Genomic DNA, 21273 nt, shown 5'->3' with positions numbered 1-21273 from the left:
GGGGGTCGGCCCGTGCGGGCCGACCCCCTTCGCATGCCGCGTACCCGCAGGTCAGGCCTGCTGCTTGTTGCCTCTGATCATCTTGTACAGCATGTCTCCGACGCCCACGACGACGAGAGCCGCCACGAGCTGCAGGGCGTGCCGGCCCCAGTCGATGCCCCTGGTGTCATCGATGCCGAACCCAGAGGCAAGCGAGTTGCCGATGATCGCGCCGATGATGCCGAAGATCGTGGTCAGCCAGAGCGGACTGTGCTGCTTTCCGGGCAGGATCGCCTTGGCGATAAGCCCCAGCACGAATCCGACGACGATGGCCCACAACCAGCTCATAGCTGCCTCCTCATCCGGCTCAACATGAGCATTACGGTCAGTGTCGACCGATCCTCCATACGGCGCATGTCGGGCGAGCCCATACGTGGCATGGCGCAGGCAGGACACCGAGAAGGGACCTGCCCCGGTCTCGAAGCCTGCGCAGCCCCGGCGTAACGTGGAGCAGGTCCGGGCCGGGGAGCGCCCGGCTTCTTGTGAGCAGGCGGTGGAATGTGATGCGGAAGCAGAGCGGCGCCCAGGTCTTCCGGATCACAGGGGCCCGGCAGTCACTCGCGGACGATGTGCGCGGCAGACAGCGCCGGTACGTGATCTCGATGTCGATCCGTACGCTTTCGGTCATTGCCGCGGCGGTGCTGTGGAACGTCGAGCGGCATGTCGCCCTCGTCGCTCTGGTGCTCGGCATCCTCCTCCCGTACATCTCCGTCGTGATCGCCAACGCGGGCCGGGAGAACATTCCTTCGCTGCCGTCGACCTTCGTACCGGCACCGTCCCGGCCGAGCCTCCCGCCGCCGACGGCGCACGACGAGTCCGCGGAACCCGTCCCGGAAGCCGGAACCGGCCCCGCGCCGGGCGAGCCCAACACCCCGTCAGGTCAACAGAACTGACCGTCGACGTTGCGCCAAGCTCAAGAAAACCTCAGATCAATCATGTAGTTCAGGTGCCAGGCACTGGGTCCCCCATGACATACTTCGTACGCGCTCCGCATCCCCCGTCGGAGCGACAGACCGACGCCGGGCAGCTCCCCCCGTGGCTGCTCGGCGTCGCCTTGTTTTGAACGCACTTGGACGTTACCTGTGAGCGACGAGACACCGATCTGTTCCGCCAAGGGCTGCCGCGCCGCCGCGGTGTGGGTGCTCGCGTGGAACAACCCGAAGATCCACACTCCGGAGCGCCGCAAGACGTGGCTCGCATGTGAGGAACACCGCGAGCACCTCTCTCAATTCCTGGGCGTACGCAGCATGTTGAAGGACGTCGTGCCGCTGGCCGAGTGGGAAGCGCGCGACGCAGGCCCTGCGGAGAACTGAGCGGGCCGGGCAACTACGCACCCCGCAGGGCCCGTTGGGGGCCTTACCTGATCTGGAAAGCTCAAGAAAAGCTCAGATCAATCGTGAGGTTCCAGTGCCGGTCGACGGGCCCCCCATGGGATACTTCGATCGCGCTCCGCGTCCCCCGTCGGAGCGACGGACCAACACCAGGCCTTCCCTGCGTGTGGTCTCGTGCGGCCATTTCCGTGGTGAAGGGGGGTGGAAAAATGGATGATCGTCAGTGGAAGCCGCGCAAGCGCTGGACCGGCCCTGAGAAGTGGCAGGTCTTGATCGGACTGCTCGGCTTACTCGTCACGATCACCGGATGTGTGGGGCAGTTCGTCCAGTAGGGCGCCCACCCATGAGAGACGGTCGCGGCCGGCACTGCTGCTACACGCAGCGAGCCCGGTCGAGTGTTAGGCGACCGGGCTCGTGAACTACTGCGCGGAGGGCCTCGCTCTGGCAGGAGCTGGGGCCCTTCGTCGTGCCCGGAGACGACCGTTCACGACGGTGGAAATAGTACAGGGCGCGGCACCTCGAGGTTAAGTCATAAGCGTCATTGCCCCCTGCTCCGAGCAGGTCAGCCGCCGATCGCCGACATCGGGCGCTCGGGCTGCAGGAACGTCGGGTCGTCCAGGCCCGAGCCCGCCTTCTTGCCCCACATCGCGAGCTTCCATATGCGCGCGATCGCCCCGTCCGAACCAGACTCGCTGTCCTCTTCGTTCGCCCGCAGGGCCGCCCGCAGGTCGGTCTCCTCGGAGGCGAACAGGCATGTGCGGACCTGGCCGTCGGCTGTGAGCCGGGTGCGGTCGCAGGCCGAGCAGAACGGGCGGGTCACGGAGGCGATGACGCCGACGCGATGCGGGCCGCCGTCCACGATCCAGCGCTCGGCCGGGGCGGAGCCGCGCTCGCCGGAGCCCTCTTCCGTGAGCGCGAAGCGCGTACGCAGCGACTCCAGGATGTCACCGGCGGTGATCATGCCCTCGCGCTTCCAGCCGTGCTGGGCGTCAAGGGGCATCTGTTCGATGAAGCGCAGTTCGTAGTCGTTCTCGACGGCCCACGCGAGCAGGTCCGGGGCCTCGTCGTCGTTCAGGCCCGGCATCAGGACCGTATTGACCTTGACCGGGGTCAGGCCGGCGTCGCGGGCGGCCTCGAGGCCCTCCAGGACGTCCTTGTGGCGGTCGCGGCGGGTGAGGGTCTTGAAGACGTCCGGGCGCAGCGTGTCCAGGGAGACGTTCACCCGGTCGAGACCCGCGGCCTTGAGGGCCTTGGCGGTGCGCTTGAGTCCGATGCCGTTCGTCGTCAGGGACATCTTGGGGCGCGGCTCCAGCTGGGCGCAGCGCTCGACGATGCCGACGAGGCCGGGGCGCAGGAGCGGCTCGCCGCCGGTGAAGCGGACCTCGGTGATGCCGAGCTGCGTCACGGCGATCCGGACCAGACGGACGATCTCGTCATCGCTGAGGAGTTCGGACTTGGACAGCCACTGCAGGCCCTCTTCGGGCATGCAGTACGTGCACCGCAGATTGCACTTGTCGGTCAGCGAAACCCGCAGATCGGTGGCCACTCGGCCGTAAGTGTCGATGAGCACGTGGGCCCCCTCCCTGATCCTGGTCGAGGCAGTTCGGTTCAGATACCACGAGCCTACGTGACGGGACTGACACCGACCCGGGCCCGATCCCACGAGGAGCGGCACGGCCGCGTCGTAGAGATCTACCAATGATCTACGACGCGGCCGCTGACGTGCGTGTTTCAGAGGAACCGAGTGGGCTCAGTGGGCTCCGGTTCCCGTGAGGGACCGCACCTCCAGTTCCGCGTACTTGCCCTTGTCGGGCTCCTCCTTCGACAGGAGCGTGCCGAGCCAGCCGAGCAGGAAGCCCAGCGGGATGGAGATCAGGCCCGGGTTCTCCAGCGGGAAGAAGTCGAAGTTGGCGTCGGGGAACATCGAGGTGGGCTTGCCCGAGACGACCGGCGAGAACAGCACAAGGCCGACCGCGGCCACGAGTCCGCCGTAGATGGACCAGAGCGCGCCCTGCGTGGTGAACCGCTTCCAGAAGAGGCTGTAGAGGATCGTCGGCAGGTTCGCGGAGGCCGCGACGGCGAAGGCGAGGGCGACAAGGCCCGCCACGTTGAGGTCGCGGGCCAGGGCGCCGAGGGCGATGGAGACGATGCCGATGAAGACGGTCGACCAGCGAGCGGCCTTCATCTCCTGCTTCTCGGTGGCCTTGCCCTTCTTGATGACGTTGGCGTAGATGTCGTGCGCGAACGACGAGGACGAGGCGAGGGTCAGACCGGCGACGACCGCGAGGATCGTGGCGAAGGCGACCGCGGAGATCACGGCGAGCAGGAGCGCGCCCCCGGTGGAGTCGCCACCGCCGCCGATCTCCAGGGCTGCGAGCGGCGCAGCGGTGTTGCCCGCCTTGTTCGAGGCGATGATGTCGCCGGGCTTGAGCAGGGCGGCGGCGCCGAAGCCGAGGACGATCGTCATCAGGTAGAAGGCGCCGATGATGCCGATCGCCCAGTTCACGGACTTACGCGCGGCCTTGGCGGTCGGCACCGTGTAGAAGCGGATCAGGATGTGCGGCAGTCCCGCCGTGCCGAGCACCAGGGCGATGCCGAGCGAGAGGAAGTCAAGCTTCGATGTGCCGCTCGCGCCGTACTTGAGACCGGGCTCAAGGAAGGCCGAGCCCTTGCCGCTGTTGGAGGCGGCGGTGCCGAGCAGGTCGGAGACGTTGAAGTTGAACTTCAGCAGGATCAGGAAGGTGATCAGGATGGTGCCCGCGATGAGCAGCACGGCCTTGACCATCTGCACCCAGGTGGTGCCCTTCATGCCGCCGATGGTGACGTAGACGATCATCAGGACGCCGACGAGGGCGACGATCAGGATCTTGCCCGCGTCGCTGGTGATGCCGAGCAGCAGCGAGACCAGGACGCCGGCGCCCGCCATCTGCGCAAGCAGGTAGAAGATCGAGACGACGATCGTGGAGGTGCCCGCAGCGGTGCGCACCGGACGCTGGCGCATGCGATAGGCCAGCACGTCGCCCATCGTGTAACGGCCGGAGTTGCGCAGCGGCTCGGCGACCAGGAGGAGCGCCACCAGCCAGGCGACCAGGAAGCCGATGGAGTAGAGGAAGCCGTCGTACCCGAAGAGCGCGATGGCGCCCGCGATGCCGAGGAAGGACGCGGCGGACATGTAGTCGCCGGAAATCGCCAGGCCGTTCTGGAAGCCGGTGAACTGGCGGCCGCCCGCGTAGAAGTCGGCGGCGCTCTTGGTCTGGCGTCCCGCCCAGACGGTGATGACGAGGGTCGCGACGACGAAGGCCGCGAAGAGGCTGATGATCAGCACCCGGTGCTCGGAGGCGTCGGACGTCGCTGCCAGGACAGTGGTGTTCAGCGCGGGGCTCATGCGCCGCCCTCCATACGGGACTTGATCGCCTCGGCCTTGGGGTCGAGCTTGGTGGCCGCGTGGCGCGAGTAGAACCAGGCGATGAGGAACGTGGTCAGGAACTGCGCGAGACCGAGGACCAGGGCGACGTTGATGTTGCCGAACAGCTTGGTGCCCATGAAGTCACCCGCGTAGTTCGAGAGCAGCACGTACGCCAGGTACCAGACGATGAAGGCGACGGTGAGCGGGAAGGCGAACGAGCGGTGCGCCTTGCGGAGTTCACCGAACTCGGGGCTGGCTTGCTCCTCGAGGAATTCTGCCGTGGTCGGCGCGTACGGAGCGGGGGCTTCTCCGTCCTTGGACGGTGGGGATGCTTCGGGGGCCACGGAGTCTCCTCGTGGTGCGGGTGCGGTGGGGACGGACAGCTGATCCATTGGCTCTCTCTGGTCCGGCAGTGATGCGGATCACGTGAGCCACGGATGGCGATGCTAAGGCCACAGGGCGTGATCCGACAGGGGGGTTGATGTTGCTTCTGTTAACGGTTCAACGTCATAACGGCACGTCCGGCGCGGCACGGTGCGCTGCTTTCTTCCGGAATCCATTGCTGGCCTGGGAGTTCTGGGGATAGCTTCACCCTGCACGCCCCGTCATGTACCTGCCCGATCACTGGATGTGTTCGGGCAGTTCACGTATCCGGATGATGTGGAGACCCCATGGCTCATCTGCGTTCCAGACGCCGAATCGCGCTCACCGTGCCCCTCGGCATAGCGCTCGCCGCGTCGGTCGGTTTCGCCCCGGGCATCGCGACCGCGGCCCCCGACGCCCCCGCCACCGCGTCGGCCACGGCAGAGGCCCCGAAGCTCGCGTACGTCGTCAACACCCGTACGGACTCCAAGACGATCGCGTACGTCAAAAGGGCGATAGCCAAGGCGGACGGTTCCGTCGTCGTCGCGTACCCGAAGATCGGCGTCATCGTCGCGCACTCGGCCAACCCCGACTTCGGCAAGCAGCTGCGCAAGGTCAAGGGCGTCCACTCCGCGGGCGCGACCCGCACCTCGCCCCTGACGGCGGCGGGCACGACGGAGGAGGGCGCACCGACCCTCCTGTCGAAGTCCGAGGCCAAGTCGCTCAAGGCCAAGGCCGATGCGGGCGCCGAGCCGCTCGAGGCCGACCAGTGGGATCTGCGCGCGATAGGCGCCGACAAGGCAGCGAAGATAAACCCGGGCAGCAAGAAGGTCACCGTCGGCGTCATCGACACCGGAGTCGACGACACCCACCCCGACCTCGCGCCCAACTTCTCGGCCTCGCAGTCGGCGAGCTGTGTCGGCGGCAAGGCGGACACGTCCCCCGGCGCCTGGCGCCCGGAGAAGCCGGACCACTACCACGGCACGCACGTGGCCGGCGAGATAGCCGCCGCGCGCAACGGCGTGGGCGTCGCGGGCGTCGCGCCCGGCGTCAAGGTCGCCGGCATCAAGGTGGCCGACCCGGTCAGCGAGCTGTTCTACCCGGAGAGCGTCGTCTGCGCCTTCGTGTTCGCCGCCGACAAGGGCATCGAGGTCACGAACAACAGCTACTACGTGGACCCGTGGCTCTACAACTGCATGGACGACCCGGACCAGCGGGCCATCGTCGACGCGGTCAACCGGGCCCAGCTGTACGCCCAGAAGAAGGGCACCCTCAACCTCGCGTCCGCGGGCAACTCCAACCACGACCTCGCCGCCGACGAGATCCTTGACGACTCGAGCCCCGACGACTCGACGCCGGTGCCGCGCACCATCGACCCGTCCGAGTGCTTCGACATCCCGACGCAGCTTCCCGGCGTGGTCACGGTCAGCGCGACGGGCGTGCAGAACCTCAAGTCGTACTACTCCACGTACGGCAAGGGCGTCATCGACATCGCAGCGCCCGGTGGCGACGCCCGCCAGATCCCGGCCGACACCCCGTCGAAGAACGGCCGCATCCTCTCCACGATGCCGGGCAACCAGTACGGCTGGCTGCAGGGCACCTCGATGGCCTCGCCGCACGCAGCGGGCGTGGCCGCGCTCCTGAAGTCGACGCACCCCAAGGCGAGCCCCGCCGAGATCCAGCGGCTTCTTAAGAAGCAGGCCGACAACCCGGGCTGCCCGACGACGCCGTACGACCCGGACGGTGACGGCAAGGTCGACGCCGTCTGCGAGGGCGGCAAGAACAAGAACGGCTTCTACGGCAGCGGGATCGTCGACGCGCTCGACGCCGTGAAGAAGTGAGGGGCTCGCACACCATGACCACCCCCCTCACGCGCTCCCGGCGCGTGCTCGCACTCCCGCTCGGCATGGCGGTGGCATCGGCCGTCGCGTTCCTGCCGGGCACGGCGTCGGCTCAGCCCGATGCCGCGTCCCGCCCCGGCGGCCCGGTGTCGTCCGTCACGTCCGCCCTGGGCGCCTCGCTCGCGGACGGCACGTCGATGAGCTACGTCGTCAATGTCCGCGCCGGGCACGGCGGTTCGCCGTCCGGCAAGACATCGGCGTACGTGAAGAAGGCCATCGCCAAGGCGGGCGGCAAGGTCGTCATCGCGTACGACAGGATCGGCGTGATCGTCGTCCACTCGTCGGACGCGGACTTCGCCGAGAAGATCCGCGGGGCGAAGGGCGTCGCTTCGGCGGGCGCCACCCGTACGGCTCCGCTGTCCGCGCAGTCCGACGACGCCCTTGAGGCCGACAGGCCGCTGAGTGCCGCCGAGGCGAAGCAGGCGGCAGGGCAGGCGGCCCCGGGTCAGGACGATCTTGAGCCGCTCCAGTGGGACCTGCCCGCCATCAAGGCGGACAAGGCCCACAAGGAGTCCCTGGGCAGCTCCAAGGTCACCGTCGGCGTCCTGGACTCCGGTGTGGACGACACGCACCCGGACATCGCGCCGAACTTCGACGCGAAGGCGTCCGCGAGCTGCCTGGGCGGCGTGCCCGTGCAGAAGGGCGACGCGTGGCGTCCGGTGGCCGGCGAGAGCGACCACGGCATGCACGTGGCGGGCACGATCGCCGCCGCGAAGAACGGCACCGGCGTCACCGGTGTCGCTCCGGGCGTGAAGGTGGCGAGCCTGAAGGTGGCCGAGCCCGAGACCGGCATGTACTACACGGAGGCCGTGGTCTGCGGCTTCATGTGGGCGGCCGATCACGGAGTGGACGTCACCAACTCCAGCTACTACACCGACCCGTGGCTCTTCAACTGCAAGACGGACGACGACCAGAAGGCCCTGGTCGACGCCGTCGGGCGGGCCACCCGGTACGCGGAGCGCAAGGGCGCGGTGAACGTCGCGGCGGCCGGTAACGCCGAGACGGACCTCGCGCAGGACGAGATCGTCGACGACTCGAGCCCGGACGACACGACGCCCACGGAGCGGACGATCAAGACCGCGGACTGCTTCGACCTGCCGTCGCAGCTTCCGGGTGTCGTGACCGTCTCGGCCACGGGCGCGAAGGGCATCAAGTCCTCGTACTCGAACTACGGCAAGGGCGTCGTCGACATCGCGGCCCCGGGCGGCGACTCCACGAAGTTCCAGACGCCGGACGCGCCGGCCACGGACGGCCGCATCCTGTCGACGCTTCCTGGCAACAAGTTCGGCTACAAGGCGGGTACGTCGATGGCGTCACCGCACGCCGCGGGCGTCGCCGCACTCATCAAGTCGGCCCACCCGCACGCGTCATCGGCGAAGGTGAAGGCGCTGCTCTACGGCGAGGCCGACGCCATGAAGTGCACCGATCCGTACGACATCGACGGTGACGGCAAGGTCGACGCGGTCTGTGCGGGCGGCAAGAACAAGAACGGCTTCTACGGCGTGGGCATGATCGACGCGCTCGACGCCGTGCGGAAGTAGCGAACCCGGGGTAATCCGCGGGTTCGTGAGACGAGCGGGGGCCGGGCGGCTGTATGCCGTCCGGCCCTTCGCGAGAGGATCTCGTTCCATGTATGAGTACAAGGACTCCCGGTTCGTCCACGCCGACACGGAACACTGGGTGGCGGCGCGCCTGCGGCCCCGGTGGGAAGTGGTGCTCGGCTTCGTCGGCATGATCGCGTACGTGCCGTTGTGGTGCGCGCTCGCGGCGCTGGTGATAGCCGGGTTCATAGTGACCCTGTTCCTGGCGGAGATCGTCCAGTCGGTCAGCGACTCCGGCGGGCGGAAGCTGGAGGCCCGGGCGGACCGCATGGTGGAGACCCTCAGGCTGCCGGACTGGTGCGTGACCTGGCCGGAGCTGCGCCACGAAGGAGACACGGCGTACTACCGCGCGCGGGTCGACAAGGTCGTCGGCCGTTGGACGGCCCAGGCATCCGCCCCCAAGAAGCCGAAGAAGTCGGCCCCGCCCGTCGAGTGCGAGATCACGTGGCGCAACTACCGCGGTGTGGGCGGCCATTACGTGGTCGAGACCGCGACCGCCCAGGGGTGGGAGCTGCGGCCGTCGGATCCGCAGGAGTCGGTCAGGCTGTGGTGGTCGGCGGCCACGCGGGCCGAGGCAGAAACGGGCACGGCGGCCTAAGCGGTCTGTCGGGCGGAATGGGATTCCGCCAGTTGTTTGCCAGGACTTGCCCGTTAAGGGTGCACCTGGTGAAGATCATGTGGTGAGCTCCATACAGCCGTCCGCCGACTCCGGCGGCGAGGCCTCGGCGGACGCGGTCGCCGCCACGCCCCACGCCTCGCACAGCGCGCCGCGCCGACGCCCCTCCACGGCCCGTGCGGTCGCCGTGCTCGTCCTGGTGCTCGTCGCCGCCCTCATCCCCCTGCTCGGCCCGTCGGCGGCGCTGAACGGCACCGGGGAGGCCGAGGCGCCCGGCACGGCCGGGATCACGTTCCTGCGGACGGTCATGTTCGCCGCGCTCTGCGTGCAGTTGGGCGAGATCTACGCGATCCGGCTGGCCCGCAGGGTGCCGGGGGCGCCGCTCGACCGTGAGCCGCGGAGCTGGGCGGCGTACGCGGCGGGCGCGGGCATCGTCGCCGCGCTCGGCCTCGCCTCAGTGGTGGCCACCGGCAACCTGGTGCCTCACCAGCTCTCCGACATGGACATCGGCGGCCTCTACGCGTCGCGGGACGGCAGGCTGGCGCTCCTGGAGGTCAACGCCTTCATCGTGGCGCTGCTGTGCTCGCGCTCACGGCGGCCTTCCACCGCCGCGCTTCCGCTGGCCGCGGTGATCGTGGCGGAGGCGCTGCGGGCCCACTCTCCGGTGGAGGACACCCCGCTCATCGGCACCGGTCTGACGCTGGTGCATCTGACGTGCGGGGTGCTGTGGGCGGGCGGCCTGTTGCAGGTGATGCGCATGCTGCGGCTGTGGCGGACGTTCGCCCCGGAGGCGGGCGCGGCGGTACTGGGGCTCTACGCGCGCGTGGCGGCCGTTCTGTTCGCCGCGATCACGGTGACGGGGGTGTGCAGCACCCTGCGCCGGATGCCGGCGAGCACGGTCGTCGGCCAGCTCACGGACACGGCCTACGGGCGCACGCTGCTCGCCAAGGTGCTCCTCGTGGTGGTCGTGGTCGCCCTCGCGCTGCTCGCGCGCCGACGGCTGCGCAGGGCCACCGACCCGGTCTCCGCGTACTCCCCCGCACGCGGAGAGGTCATCGCGCTCGGTCTGGTCGTGGCGGTGTCGGCGCTGCTGACCGCGTTGCCGCTGCCGATTCGCTGGTGAGCTGCGCGGGGCGTGCCCCTTGTACGCCTCTGACCAGCAGGAACTGGGCGGCTATATAAGTGAGCATGATCCAGAAGTCGGGGCGCGGGGCCTGTGGCCACTCGGCGACGCCGGTCGCGATGAGGGTGTCCGACAGGAGGAACAGCGCGCCGCCCGCCGCCGCGGTGAGACCCAGCCTCGCGGCGGCGCACGCCATCGCGGTGAGCAGCAGGCTGTAGCCCGCCACCGGGCCGCGCATGTCCGCGGGGAGGTCCGGCCAGAGGAGGGCGACCGTGACGATGAGGGCGGTGGCGTACGCGGCCACCAGCCAGGCGGCACGCGCGCGTGACGTGCCGTCTCGCTTGAAGCCATCGCCCTTGAACCCGTGGCGCTTGAAGAGGACGAGGTAGCAGACGTGGCCCGCCGCGAAGGAGCCCATTCCTGCCAGGAACGCGGGGTCGGCGTCGAAGAGGAGGAGGGTGTCGCCTCCCCAGCCGAAGAGGAGCGCGACGGCCAGTAGGCGCGGGCCTTTGACCGTGACCACGTATCCCGCGAGGAGCGGCATCAGCAGCGGCTTGAAGACAGTGTGGGCTGCGTCTGAGCCTGCCAGCAGCGCCGCCAGGTCGCCGACTGCGGCGAGGCCGAACGCCGCGAGGAGCAGCCGTGCTCCAGTGGACGCCTCTGGTTCGGCACCCGGCGTTGTGGGTTGTGCCCACCCGTTCCGCCCTGCGGAACGCCTGCCCACAACAGGGACAGGGCTCATGCCGCACCCTCCGCCACAGGCTCTGGCGCCGTCTGTGGCGCCGTCTGCGCCTGTGGTTGCCAGCCCGGGCCCCGGAACAGCCGTCCGCCCCGCTCGCGCCAGCTGGTCGCCTTCCTCAGGTCCTTGGCTATCGCCGCGTACTCGTGCGTGGCCACCCGCAGCGGGTTGTGCGTGGCGATGTTCTTCGTGAGGCCGTAGACCGGTCGGTCCGTCTCCGCGACCCAGGAGCCGAACACGCGGTCCCAGATGATCAGGATGCCGCCGAAGTTGCGGTCCAGGTAGCCGCCCTGCGACGCGTGGTGGACGCGGTGGTGGGAGGGTGTGTTGAAGACGAACTCGAAGGGCCGGGGCAGCTTGCCGATGCGCTCGGTGTGGATCCAGAACTGGTAGACGAGGTTCGCCGACGAGCAGAACGCGAGCGCCGCCGGGTGCACGCCGAGGGCGATCAGCGGGATGTAGAACGGCCAGACCGTCAGGCTGGTCCAGGGCTGGCGCAGCGCGGTCGTGAGGTTGAACTTGCGGCTCGAGTGGTGCACTACGTGGCAGGCCCACAGGATGCGGATGACGTGGTGTCCGCGGTGCGACCAGTAGTAGAAGAAGTCCTGCCCGAGCAGCATCAGCGGGATCGTCCACCACAGGACGGGGATGTGCAGCGGCGTCAGCGCGTACACCGCCGTGTAGATCGCGACGATGGGGATCTTCCACAAGAAGTCGAAGGCGAGGCTGCCGAGCCCCATGGTGATGGAGGTGGCGGCGTCCTTCGTCTCGTACCCGGCTTCGTCCTCGTCGGGATGGATCCGGTGGCTCACGATCTCCACCACGGTGAGCAGCACGAAGGCGGGGATGGACCACAGCACGACATCGGGCAGGTTCGGCGGCATGCGTGCACCGTAAGGGCCCGTTGTCGGCCGCCGCTAGACGTAGTTACCGACAAGTATTACCAGCGGTAAGGCGGCGAACGTTGGTGATCTCCACCAAATGCGGACGCTCAAACAAACGCGGGCGCTCGGATAAACGGGGGCGCTCAGACACCCACCGCCCCGAGCAGCACCCCCGCCCCGTACGTCACCGCCATCGCGAGCGCCCCTCCCCCTATGTTGCGCACCACGGCGGGCCGCACCTTCGCCGAGCCGAGCCGCGCGCTGCTCCAGCCCGTGAGGGCGAGCGCGCCGAGGACCGAGACGACGGTGACCCAGAGACGCCAGTCGGCCGGCGGCAGGACGATCGCGAGGAGCGGGAGGAGCGCGCCCACGGTGAAGGCCACGAAGCTGGCCCAGGCAGCGTGCCAGGGGTTGGTGAGTTCGTCGGGGTCGATACCGAGCTCCACGCGCGCGTGCGCCCGCAGCGCGTCCCGCTCGGTGAGCTGCTCGGCCGCCTCCCTGGCCACCTCGCGGCTCAGCCCCCGGTCCGCGAGGAGATCCGTCAGCTCGACCAGTTCGGCCTCGGGCTGCTCCCGCAGCTCGCGCTTCTCCTTGGCGAGGGCTGCCTTCTCGGAGTCGCGCTGGGTGGACACGGAGACGTACTCGCCCGCGGCCATCGACATCGACCCGGCGAGCAGCCCGGCGAGACCGGCCGTGAGCAGCGTGCTGCGCTCGCCCGTGGCGCCCGCCACGCCGACGACGAGACCCGCCGTGGAGACGATGCCGTCGTTGGCCCCGAGCACCGCCGCACGCAGCCAGTTGAGGCGCGATGCGAGAGCGCCGCCGTGCGGTTCGTCATGTCCAGCTGCCTGATCGCTCACCCGGGGAGGGTCTCACCCCCGGGTGAGCGAGTTCGGCAAGGGCACGCCGTCACGGGATCCGTCAGCGGCACGCCGTCACCAGACGCGCGCCGACCCTCCCTTGGCGAACACCGGGCTCGTCGCTCCTGCCGGTGTCTCCTTGAGGGGCTCGTCCAGTTCCTGGACCGTCGGTCCCACGCGCGCGGCGACCGCCCCGAGCCGCTCCAGGTCGAAGCCGTAGACACCGGCCGCGTTGCCGCCGACCATGGCCGCTATCTCGTCCTTCGGGAGGCCCGCGTAGGCGATGCGGAGGCCTTCGCGCGAGTACGGGTGCGTGCCTTCGTCGTGCGGGTAGTCGCTGCCCCACATGATCTTGTCCAGGCCGATCCGGTCCCTCATCAGCGCTTCGTGCGGGCGCATGAAGCTCGCACCGACGAAGCAGTTCTCGCGCCAGACCTCGGACGGCCCCTTGCCCATCGAATCGGCGAGCCCCGCACCGAACTTCGCCTCGGCGGTCCCGGTGTCCGCCTTCGATGCCGCCGCGACCAGGCGCCCGTGGTAGTAGTCCAGCATGTCGAGCACGCCCGGGATCCATCCCGAGCCCTGCTCGGTGAGCACGAGCCGCAGCTCGGGGTGGCGGCGGAAGGCGCCGCCGAACACCAGGTGCCACAGCGCCCGGTGCGAGAACCACGTGGTCTCCACCATGAAGACGGCCCGCGCGGCCGGTTCGTCGCCCAGCGGCGGCGAGGCCGATCCCGCGTGGTGGTTGACCGGCACGCCGCGCTCGGCACAGGCCGTCCAGATCGGGTCGTACGTCGCCGAGTAGAGCTCAGGGAGTCCGCTGCCCGGCGGTGTGCCGGGCAGCAGCAGGCCGCCGGTCAGGCCCGCGTCGGCCGAGCGGTGGATCTCCTTGACGGCCTCGTCCACGTCGTTCAGGAGGATCTGGAAGACGCCCGCCCTGCGGCCCGGCGCCGCCGCGCAGAATTCGGCGAGCCAGCGATTGTGGGCGCGCAGGCCCGCCCAGCGCTGCTCGAACTCCCCGCGCGTGGGCGCCGGCGCCATCAGGGACGCGGTCGGGAAGAATGGCGGGATGGTGTTCGGGAAGACGACCTCGGCGACGATGCCGTCCTTCTCCAGCTCGGCGAGGCGGCGGTCCGAGTTCCAGTTGCGGTCGGCGGTGTCGGCGAGCAGGTCCTCGTACGGATTGACGTAGGTGGCCGCCCAGGCGTCGAACGCGTCGTGGAAGCGGGACTCCAAGTAGGGCTTGTAGTCCATGAGATCGGCGCCCGCGTGGCAGTCGGCCGAGATGACGGTGTAGCGCTCTTCGGTCGTGTTCCCGGCCGTGTTCTCACTCATGGCTTCGCTCGTCTCCTCGGTCATGTCTGGGCCCCCAGTACCGGGAAGTCGTGGTCCGTGAGCCAGTGGCGCCCCACGTCGCGCGAGCGCGCCCAGGACGCCTCCACCGCAGTCTGATCGGCGTCCTGTCCGAGCTCGGCGGGTGTCGGGCCGATCCTGCGGGCCAGCGGCGCCAGCTTCTCGGTGTCGAAGCCGAACACCTCCGCCGCCGCGAGACCCAGCATCCGGCGGGTCTCACCCACCGGGATGTCGTGGAAGGTCTTCTTCAGCCACGCGCGCGTGTCGGGCCAGGTCCCTTCGGGGTGCGGGAAATCGCTGCCCCAGAGGATGTTGTCGACGCCGATCTCGTAGCGCTGGGCGAGCTCACGGCGCTTGGTGTTGGTGGCGCAGACGAAGAGCTGCCGGTCCAGGTACTCGTGCGGGGGCCGCTTGAGCTCCGCGAAAGGCGAGAGCTTCTTGCCGCCGTGCGCGCCCAGGTAGAGGCGGTCCATGAACCACAGGAGGTTCGGCAGCCACCAGCAGCCGGACTCCGCGACGCCGAACTTCAGTCCCGGATGACGTTCGAAGACGCCCGACCAGAGCATGAACCACAGGGGCCTCGCGGGCCACCAGGTCACTTCGGAGACGTAGATCCCCAGGTGATCGCCGTACTCGTGGCGGGGCGCCGCCCCGGAGTGGGTCACCACCGGCATCGCGCACTCGGCCGCCGCCGCCCACACGGGGTCGTAACGGCGGTCGTGGTAAGGCGCCTTGTCGACCCACATGGAGGGGATCATCAGCGCCCCGAGCCCGGACTCCTTGGCCCGGTGGACCTCGGCGACGACACGGTCGACCTCGCCGGTGATGGGCAACAGGGCCACACCGCAGTGCCGTTCGGGGTGCTCGGACACGAAATCGGCGAGCCAGCGGTTGTGCGCCTGCGCGCCCGCCATGCCGAGCTCCGGGTCCTGGTCGCCCGAGAGGCCCAGGCCCACCCCGAAGGGCGCGGCCGTCTGGCTGTCGACGGCGTCCGCGTCGGGGAAGACGACCTCGGCGGCCACCCCGTCGCCGTCGAGCTCCTTGAGGCGCTGCGCGGTCTCCCAGCCGCCGCGCAGGCCCTCCTCGTTGTCCTGGAACCACTTGGCGGCGAACGCGTCGTTGCGGATGCCGAGCCGGGTCGCCTCCGCACGGCGGGCGTCGCGTTCCCCCAGGAACCGGTCGAAGTCCCGGTGGAAGCGGCTGTCGAGATAGGGCCGATACTCCTCGGTGGGAAGCCCGGCGTGGCAGTCGGAGGAGATGATCAGGTACGGGTCGTTCTGCTGAGCGCTCTGCTGAGCCGTCATCACACGTCCCTCAGTCAGTCGAGGATGAAGCTTTCCAGGTACGCCGGGTTGGCGCGGTCCAGCATCGAGTGCGACCTGGCCTTGATCTGCCGGTCGCTGTGCTCGCTCTCCGGGAGCAGCCAGAAACGGTCGGCCGCGATCCCCTGCGCCACGAAGTCCGCGACCTGCTCGACCGGCGTGAACTCCACCTCCTGGCCCGCGTCCTTCATCGCGGACTCCCACTGGTCGAGGCTGCGGTAAGGGGTCTTGCGGGGGCGGGACTTGGCATACCGGTCGGGCCGGTTGCGGTGCGACTCCCACAGCCCCGTGCGCAGCATGTGCGGCCCGGGGAAGAGCACGGAGGCGCCCACGCGCGCGTGCTCCGCCTTCAGGTGCGCGTACAGGGACTCCGTCATCGTCACGACGGCGGCCTTGGTGACCGCGTACACGGACGCCGTCGGCAGCGGTGCGATGCCGCCGTCACCGGAGGACGTGTTGACGACATGCCCCGGCTCGCCACCCGCGATCATCCGGGGCACGAAGGCCTGGATGCCGTGGAAGACACCCCACACATTGACCTCGAAGGCCCACTTCCAGTCGTTCGGCTCGTGCTCCCACATGCGGCCCTCGGCGCCCGAGCCGACACCCGCGTTGTTGCACAGCACATGGACGGCGCCGAACTTCTCGTACGCCGCTTCGGCGAGGGCGAAGACCTGCTCGCGCGAGCCGACGTCGACCACACGCGCGTGCACGCTCGCCCCGTCCTCGCGAAGACCGGCCGCCGCCTTCTCCAGGGCTCCCTCCTCGACGTCCGCGAGGACCACCTTCAGTCCTTGCGCCGCGAACCGCCGCGCCATGGCGAGCCCGATGCCGCTCGCCGCGCCCGTGACGACGGCGGCCTGCCCTTCCCGCAGCTCCATCTCAGAGACTCCCCTCGGGCGGGCCGTCGAGGATCTGCTGCGGGTCGTCGTAGCGCTGGTGGATGTAGGGAAGGAGCGCCTGCGCGCTGACCCGCTCGGCCACCCGGCCCTTCTGGTCGGTGGTCTTCTCGCCGATGGTGATCTCGACGACCGCGCGTACGGGGAGGTCCGCGACCGGGTCGTACATCGACTCGCGCAGCACGACGTCCCCGGTGATGCCCTCCAGCTTGCGGACCTTCTCGTTGCGCACGCAGTGCACGAGCACCGGATCGGCGTCGAAGCCCGAACCGTCCACCGCGGGAAGGAACTTGAAGTAGAAGTCCGTCTTCCGGACCGGCTCGGGAAGCGGCAGGGGGCCGCTGACCGCGCCGCGCACCTCCACGAAGGCGATGCCGTGCCGGGCCAGCGAGGCCCGGACGACCAGGCCGTCGCGCTCCACCTCGACCTCGCCCAGTTTCTTCGGCTCCCCGAAGACCTCGCGCCCGCCGATCAGCGCCCGCTCGTGGGTCATCGGCATCACAAGGGGATACCAGCCCTGCACCCCGTCGTGCTCGGCGGCGACGGCCACCGAGCCCGCGCCGAGCGGATACCCGGGCAGGTCGACCTTGCTGATGTTGGCCCGCACCAGAGGCCGGTGCGTGGGCTTCAGCGGGGGCGGCAGGACCGCCGCAACCGCGTCCGGATCGCTCTCCCAGACGGCCACCACACCGGTGGACCAGATGTCGGGCAGCTTCGAACTCGCGGTGCGCGCAGCGGCGATCTCCGCCTCGGTGCGCGCTCCATAACGTACGCGTGCCATGTCGTACCACCCTTCGTCAGGACTACCAGAGGTCTTGCGGGCGGTTCTGTAACACAGTTACAACAGGAGGCGTGAAGAGTGAAGAGACGCGTGCACATCCGGACCAGGAACGCGGCCATCCCGACCCGGAACGCGGCCATCCCGACCGGGAACGCGGCCGTCTCGACCGGGAACAGGTCCTCGCCGCCGCCACGGCCCTCGTGAAGCAGCACGGCCCGGAGGCCCTGACGATGCGCAAGCTCGCCGCCGAGCTCGGCACCGCCGTCACCTCGATCTACTGGCACGTCGGCAACCGCGAGTCGCTCCTGGACGCCCTCGTCGAGCGCACCCTCGCCGACCTCGGCGCGATCCACCCCGCGGGACGCACCCCCGAACGGCGCGTCGTCTCCGTGGCGCGTGCCCTGCGCCGCCAGCTGCGCGACCACCCGCACCTCGTCGCGATGGTGCACGAACGCGGCCTCACCGAGCGGATGTTCCTGCCCGCCCAGCAGGTCCTCGTCCACGAAGTACACGCGGCGGGCCTGCGCGGCGCCCGCGCAGCCGACGCCGTACGCGCCGTCCAGGTCCACGTCGTCGGCCACGTCCTCGTCGAGCGCAACCGCGAACGCGCGCCCGTGCAGCGGCCCGGCGAGGAAGAACTGTGGGGCGCGCGGACGGCCGAACACGACCCGGCACTCGCCCGCGCGCTCGCCAGGCCCGCCGACCCCGAGGCGCTGTTCACCGTGTCGACAAGGGCACTGGTGTACGGACTTCTCGACGGGGCGACCGCCTCGAGCACACCTCCCGGCGACGGAATCGGCCACGCGACGGACCCGCGTACCGGACCGGGGACCTGACTGTCAGTCGCGGCCCGTATCCTCAGGGACCATGCTCGAAGACCAGACGACCGCAGCGTCCGCAGCCACCTGGCCGGCCGCGTACCCAACGGGGTACGCGGTCGTCGACGTCGAGACCACAGGTCTCGCCCGCGACGACCGCATAGTGTCGGCCGCCGTCTACCGGGTGGACGCCCAGGGCGAGGTGGAGGACCACTGGTACACGCTGGTCAACCCCCAGCGCGACCCCGGACCCGTCTGGATCCACGGCCTCACCAGCGACCTCCTCGCGGACGCGCCCCTCTTCAAGGACATCGCCGAGGAGTTCGCCGCGCGCCTCGCCGACCGCGTCCTGGTCGCGCACAACGCCGTCTTCGACTGGTCGATGATCGCCAGGGAGTACGCACGCGCGGAGCTCACCGCCCCCGTGCGCCAACGTCTGTGCACCATCGCCCTCTCCAAGGAGCTGCAGCTCCCGCTGCCCAACCACAAGCTGGAGTCGCTCGCCGCGCACTTCGGCGTCGAACAGCGCCACGCGCACAACGCGCTCGACGACGCGCGCGTGCTCGCCGAGGCGTTCAGGCCCAGCCTCAAGGCCGCCGCGAGCGGTGGGGTGCGGCTGCCGCTCCTGGAGTGCCGTCCGCTCACCGAGTGGTCCGACGGGGCGCCCAGGATCGTCCGCCAGCCGACGGGACCGGGCTCCGGATCGTCCTCGTACTCCTCGTTCGGTCCGGGGAGTTGGCGCCCCTCGCGCAAGCGGCCCGCCTGCCCCTACCCCAACCCGGGGCGGTACGAAACGGGCAAACCGCTCCAACAAGGCATGCGTGTCGCTTTCTCCGGCGACACCTCCATCGAGCGCGACCTGCTCGAGGACCGCGCGGTCGAGGCCGGTCTGCACATCGCGACGAGCGTGTCACGGCTGACCAGCCTGCTCGTCACGAACGACCCCGATTCGGGCACGTCCAAGACCGTGAAGGCGCGGTCCTTCGGCACGCCCGTCATCGACGAGGCCGCGTTCGGCCAGCTCCTCCAGGATGTCGCTCCGGCGGCTCCCGCGACGGGGGCCTGAGCCGCCCGCGGACGTCAGACGGGTGATTATCGGCCCGGCGCCCGCCTGCTTGCTCGCATGCGGGCGCCGCGCGTCCCACCCTGTGGCGCATGGCACGTTGCGAGGTCTGCGGAAACGACTACGGCATGTCCTTCGAGGTGCACGCGCAAGGCGCTGTGCACGTCTTCGACTGCTTCTCCTGCGCCATTCACCGCATGGCGCCCATCTGTGAGCACTGCCGGTGCCGGATCATCGGCCAGGGCGTGGAGGTGCAGGAGAAGTGGTACTGCGGTGCGCACTGCTCGCGCGCGGACGGGCAGGTGGGCATCGTCGACAGGGTGTGACCCGGCCTCTCCCTCACGGGCTCCTACGGGCCTTCACCATTGCCCGGAGTACCCCACTCCCATGCACCCCACGACCGAGTTGTACCGTCGTGGGGTGTACCGCTTCCTGTTGACCCGGCAGTGGGTGATCCTTACCCTCATCGGCCTCGTTCTCATCCCCACGATGATCGAGCTGGGCTTCTGGCAGTTGCACCGCCATGAGCACCGCGTCGCGCAGAACGCGGAGATCTCCAAGGCGCTCGACGCGAGGCCGGTACCGGCCGAGCAGCTGACGTCGCCCGGCCACTCCGTGGCGGACTCCGAGCGCTACCGCAGGGTGAGCGCGCACGGGACGTACGACACGAAGGACGAGGTCGTCGTGCGGCGTCGCACGAACTCCGACGAGGAGATCGGCTTCCACGTCCTGACCCCGTTCGTCCTCGACGACGGCAAGGTCCTCCTCGTCAACCGCGGCTGGATCCCGGCGAACGGACCGCAGACCGCCTTCCCGAAGGTCCCCGCGCCGCCCAAGGGCGAGATCACCGTCACCGGCCGCATGATGGCCGACGAGACGTCCGCGCAGAGCGGCATCAAGAACATCCAGGGGCTGCCGGACCGTCAGATCATGCTGATCAGCAGCGGGCAGCAGGCGCACAGCCTCGGCAAGGAGGTGCTCGGCGGCTATGTCGAGCTGACCTCGCCGGAGCCCGTCGGGGACTCCCCCCAGCTGATCGGCGAGCCCGAGCACGGCGACATCGGCCCGCACATGGCGTACGCCGTCCAGTGGTGGCTGTTCTGCGCGGGCGTACCCATCGGCTGGGTGGTCCTGGTGCGCAGGGAGCTCAAGGACCGCCGCGAGGCGGCTGCCACCGAGGCACCGGCGCCGGAGGCCACGCCCGCCGAGGTGTAGGCCACCGCCCTCGCGTTCGGTTGCCGCGAGGCGGCAGGATAGGGCCATGGATCTTGGACTGAAAGACCGCGTCTACGTCATCACCGGCGCCACCCGGGGCCTGGGCAACGCCGCCGCGCGTGCGCTGGTCGCGGACGGCGCGAAGGTACTGATCACCGGCCGGGACGAGAAGACGGTCGCCGATGCGGCGGCCGAGCTCGGCGACAACGCCCGCGGCCTCGCGGCGGACAACGCCGATCCGGCCGTCGCGGGCCGCCTCATCGCCGCCGCGCGTGAGCACTTCGGGAGCTTCGACGGTGTGCTGATCAGCGTCGGCGGGCCCGCGCCGGGTTTCGCCGCCGACAACACGGACGAGCAGTGGGAGTCGGCCTTCGAGTCCGTCTTCCTCGGGGCGGTGCGCCTTGCCCGCGGCGCCGCGGCGGAGCTCGGTGAGGGGGGCGTCATCGGCTTCGTACTCTCCGCCTCCGTGCACGAGCCGATTCCGGGTCTGACCATCTCCAACGGGCTGCGGCCCGGACTCGCGGGCTTCGCGAAGTCGCTCTCCGACGAGCTCGGCCCCCGGGGCATCCGCGTCGTCGGGCTGCTGCCGTCCCGGATCGACACGGACCGGGTGCGGCAGCTGGACGGGCTTTCGGCGGACCCCGAGGCGACTCGGGCGGGGCACGAGTCGCGGATTCCGCTGCGGCGGTACGGGACTCCGGAGGAGTTCGGGCGTACGGCGGCGTTCTTCCTCTCGCCTGCGGCTTCGTATCTGACGGGGGTCATGCTGCCGGTGGACGGCGGGGCGCGGCACGGGTTCTAGCCGCGGGGTTCCTGTATGACGTCGGGCGGGGGGGGTTGTGAACCCCCCCCCCCCGCGTGCGCGGAGCCCCAAAAAACCCCCCCCCCCCCTGGGTTACACACCCCCCCCGCACCACCCCCCGGCCCCCCCCCCGCCCCCCCCCCGGCCCCCCCGGGGC

23 protein-coding genes are annotated in these 21273 nt (G+C 69.8%); 12 read left to right on the top strand and 11 right to left on the bottom strand.

The annotated features are described in order from the left end of the window. Nucleotides 1–51: 51 nt before the first annotated feature. A complete protein-coding gene (locus tag ACWFRJ_RS26205; RefSeq protein ID WP_453535623.1) occupies nt 52–327 on the bottom strand; it encodes a GlsB/YeaQ/YmgE family stress response membrane protein in 276 nt (91 codons plus the stop codon). 215 nt (nt 328–542) lie between these two features. Between ACWFRJ_RS26205 and ACWFRJ_RS26200 the strand changes: the two genes are divergently transcribed. The 3 genes from ACWFRJ_RS26200 (at nt 543) to ACWFRJ_RS26190 (ending at nt 1702) form a co-directional block, all read left to right on the top strand. Continuing rightward, nucleotides 543–932 (top strand): DUF3099 domain-containing protein, encoded by a 390-nt coding sequence (locus ACWFRJ_RS26200; RefSeq protein ID WP_453535620.1) that lies wholly within the window; start codon nt 543–545, stop codon nt 930–932. A gap of 189 nt (nt 933–1121) precedes the next feature. Continuing rightward, nucleotides 1122–1352, top strand: a complete 231-nt coding sequence (locus ACWFRJ_RS26195) for a hypothetical protein (RefSeq protein ID WP_453535617.1) — start codon at nt 1122–1124, stop codon at nt 1350–1352. Nucleotides 1353–1579: 227 nt separating this feature from the next. Beyond that, nucleotides 1580–1702, top strand: coding sequence for a hypothetical protein (locus tag ACWFRJ_RS26190; protein WP_453535614.1), 123 nt, complete (start codon nt 1580–1582; stop codon nt 1700–1702). Between the two features lie 230 nt (nt 1703–1932). Here the strand turns inward: ACWFRJ_RS26190 and moaA are convergent, their stop codons facing one another. From moaA to ACWFRJ_RS26175, 3 genes are all read right to left on the bottom strand, one after another. Beyond that, complete coding sequence (moaA, locus tag ACWFRJ_RS26185) at nt 1933–2940, bottom strand: GTP 3',8-cyclase MoaA (RefSeq protein WP_453535611.1); 1008 nt, start codon at nt 2938–2940, stop codon at nt 1933–1935. A gap of 180 nt (nt 2941–3120) precedes the next feature. Continuing rightward, nucleotides 3121–4755 carry a solute symporter family protein gene (locus tag ACWFRJ_RS26180; protein WP_453535608.1) on the bottom strand — a complete coding sequence of 545 codons (1635 nt, stop codon included), beginning with the start codon at nt 4753–4755 and terminating at the stop codon, nt 3121–3123. Next, a complete protein-coding gene (locus ACWFRJ_RS26175) occupies nt 4752–5120 on the bottom strand; it encodes a DUF485 domain-containing protein (protein ID WP_453535605.1) in 369 nt (122 codons plus the stop codon). Before ACWFRJ_RS26175 ends, ACWFRJ_RS26180 begins: the two co-directional genes overlap by 4 nt. A gap of 327 nt (nt 5121–5447) precedes the next feature. Between ACWFRJ_RS26175 and ACWFRJ_RS26170 the strand changes: the two genes are divergently transcribed. From ACWFRJ_RS26170 to ACWFRJ_RS26155, 4 genes are all read left to right on the top strand, one after another. After that, on the top strand, nt 5448–6980 hold the full coding sequence (locus ACWFRJ_RS26170) for a S8 family serine peptidase (RefSeq protein WP_453535602.1): 1533 nt from the start codon (nt 5448–5450) through the stop codon (nt 6978–6980). Between the two features lie 14 nt (nt 6981–6994). Then, on the top strand, nt 6995–8581 hold the full coding sequence (locus ACWFRJ_RS26165; protein ID WP_453535599.1) for a S8 family peptidase: 1587 nt from the start codon (nt 6995–6997) through the stop codon (nt 8579–8581). A gap of 88 nt (nt 8582–8669) precedes the next feature. Continuing rightward, a complete protein-coding gene (locus ACWFRJ_RS26160) occupies nt 8670–9239 on the top strand; it encodes a hypothetical protein (RefSeq protein WP_453535596.1) in 570 nt (189 codons plus the stop codon). 82 nt (nt 9240–9321) lie between these two features. Further along, nucleotides 9322–10380, top strand: coding sequence for a CopD family protein (locus ACWFRJ_RS26155; protein WP_453535593.1), 1059 nt, complete (start codon nt 9322–9324; stop codon nt 10378–10380). Here the strand turns inward: ACWFRJ_RS26155 and ACWFRJ_RS26150 are convergent. From ACWFRJ_RS26150 to ACWFRJ_RS26120, 7 genes are all read right to left on the bottom strand, one after another. Continuing rightward, on the bottom strand, nt 10310–11122 hold the full coding sequence (locus ACWFRJ_RS26150) for a lysoplasmalogenase (RefSeq protein WP_453535590.1): 813 nt from the start codon (nt 11120–11122) through the stop codon (nt 10310–10312). The genes ACWFRJ_RS26155 and ACWFRJ_RS26150 overlap by 71 nt on opposite strands. Then, a complete protein-coding gene (locus ACWFRJ_RS26145) occupies nt 11119–12003 on the bottom strand; it encodes a sterol desaturase family protein (protein ID WP_453535587.1) in 885 nt (294 codons plus the stop codon). Before ACWFRJ_RS26145 ends, ACWFRJ_RS26150 begins: the two co-directional genes overlap by 4 nt. A 143-nt stretch (nt 12004–12146) precedes the next feature. After that, nucleotides 12147–12863: a VIT1/CCC1 transporter family protein gene (locus ACWFRJ_RS26140; protein ID WP_453535584.1), complete on the bottom strand. Its 717-nt coding sequence runs from the start codon at nt 12861–12863 to the stop codon at nt 12147–12149. A gap of 75 nt (nt 12864–12938) precedes the next feature. Next, the gene (locus ACWFRJ_RS26135) at nt 12939–14198 is read right to left on the bottom strand and encodes an amidohydrolase family protein (protein WP_453535582.1); all 1260 of its coding nucleotides are present in this window, start codon (nt 14196–14198) and stop codon (nt 12939–12941) included. 20 nt (nt 14199–14218) lie between these two features. Next, complete coding sequence (locus ACWFRJ_RS26130; protein WP_453535579.1) at nt 14219–15520, bottom strand: amidohydrolase family protein; 1302 nt, start codon at nt 15518–15520, stop codon at nt 14219–14221. Nucleotides 15521–15534: 14 nt separating this feature from the next. Further along, nucleotides 15535–16419 (bottom strand): SDR family NAD(P)-dependent oxidoreductase, encoded by an 885-nt coding sequence (locus ACWFRJ_RS26125; protein WP_453535576.1) that lies wholly within the window; start codon nt 16417–16419, stop codon nt 15535–15537. A 1-nt stretch (nt 16420) separates the two neighbouring features. After that, entirely contained in the window at nt 16421–17218 is a 798-nt protein-coding gene (locus ACWFRJ_RS26120; RefSeq protein WP_453535573.1) for an acetoacetate decarboxylase family protein, read from the bottom strand. A gap of 200 nt (nt 17219–17418) precedes the next feature. Between ACWFRJ_RS26120 and ACWFRJ_RS26115 the strand changes: the two genes are divergently transcribed. From ACWFRJ_RS26115 to ACWFRJ_RS26095, 5 genes are all read left to right on the top strand, one after another. Further along, a complete protein-coding gene (locus ACWFRJ_RS26115) occupies nt 17419–18054 on the top strand; it encodes a TetR/AcrR family transcriptional regulator (RefSeq protein WP_453535754.1) in 636 nt (211 codons plus the stop codon). 31 nt (nt 18055–18085) lie between these two features. Beyond that, nucleotides 18086–19102 carry a DEDDh family exonuclease gene (locus ACWFRJ_RS26110; protein ID WP_453535570.1) on the top strand — a complete coding sequence of 339 codons (1017 nt, stop codon included), beginning with the start codon at nt 18086–18088 and terminating at the stop codon, nt 19100–19102. Nucleotides 19103–19191: 89 nt separating this feature from the next. After that, nucleotides 19192–19425, top strand: coding sequence for a hypothetical protein (locus ACWFRJ_RS26105; RefSeq protein WP_453535567.1), 234 nt, complete (start codon nt 19192–19194; stop codon nt 19423–19425). 94 nt (nt 19426–19519) lie between these two features. After that, nucleotides 19520–20314, top strand: a complete 795-nt coding sequence (locus ACWFRJ_RS26100; protein ID WP_453535751.1) for an SURF1 family cytochrome oxidase biogenesis protein — start codon at nt 19520–19522, stop codon at nt 20312–20314. A gap of 46 nt (nt 20315–20360) precedes the next feature. Continuing rightward, nucleotides 20361–21116: an SDR family oxidoreductase gene (locus tag ACWFRJ_RS26095; RefSeq protein WP_453535564.1), complete on the top strand. Its 756-nt coding sequence runs from the start codon at nt 20361–20363 to the stop codon at nt 21114–21116. Nucleotides 21117–21273 lie beyond the last annotated feature (157 nt).

Source organism: Streptomyces sp. NPDC055239 (assembly GCF_053606205.1).
The sequence above is the reverse complement of the archived record's forward strand: the minus strand, read 5'-3'. Positions and strand labels throughout refer to the sequence as shown.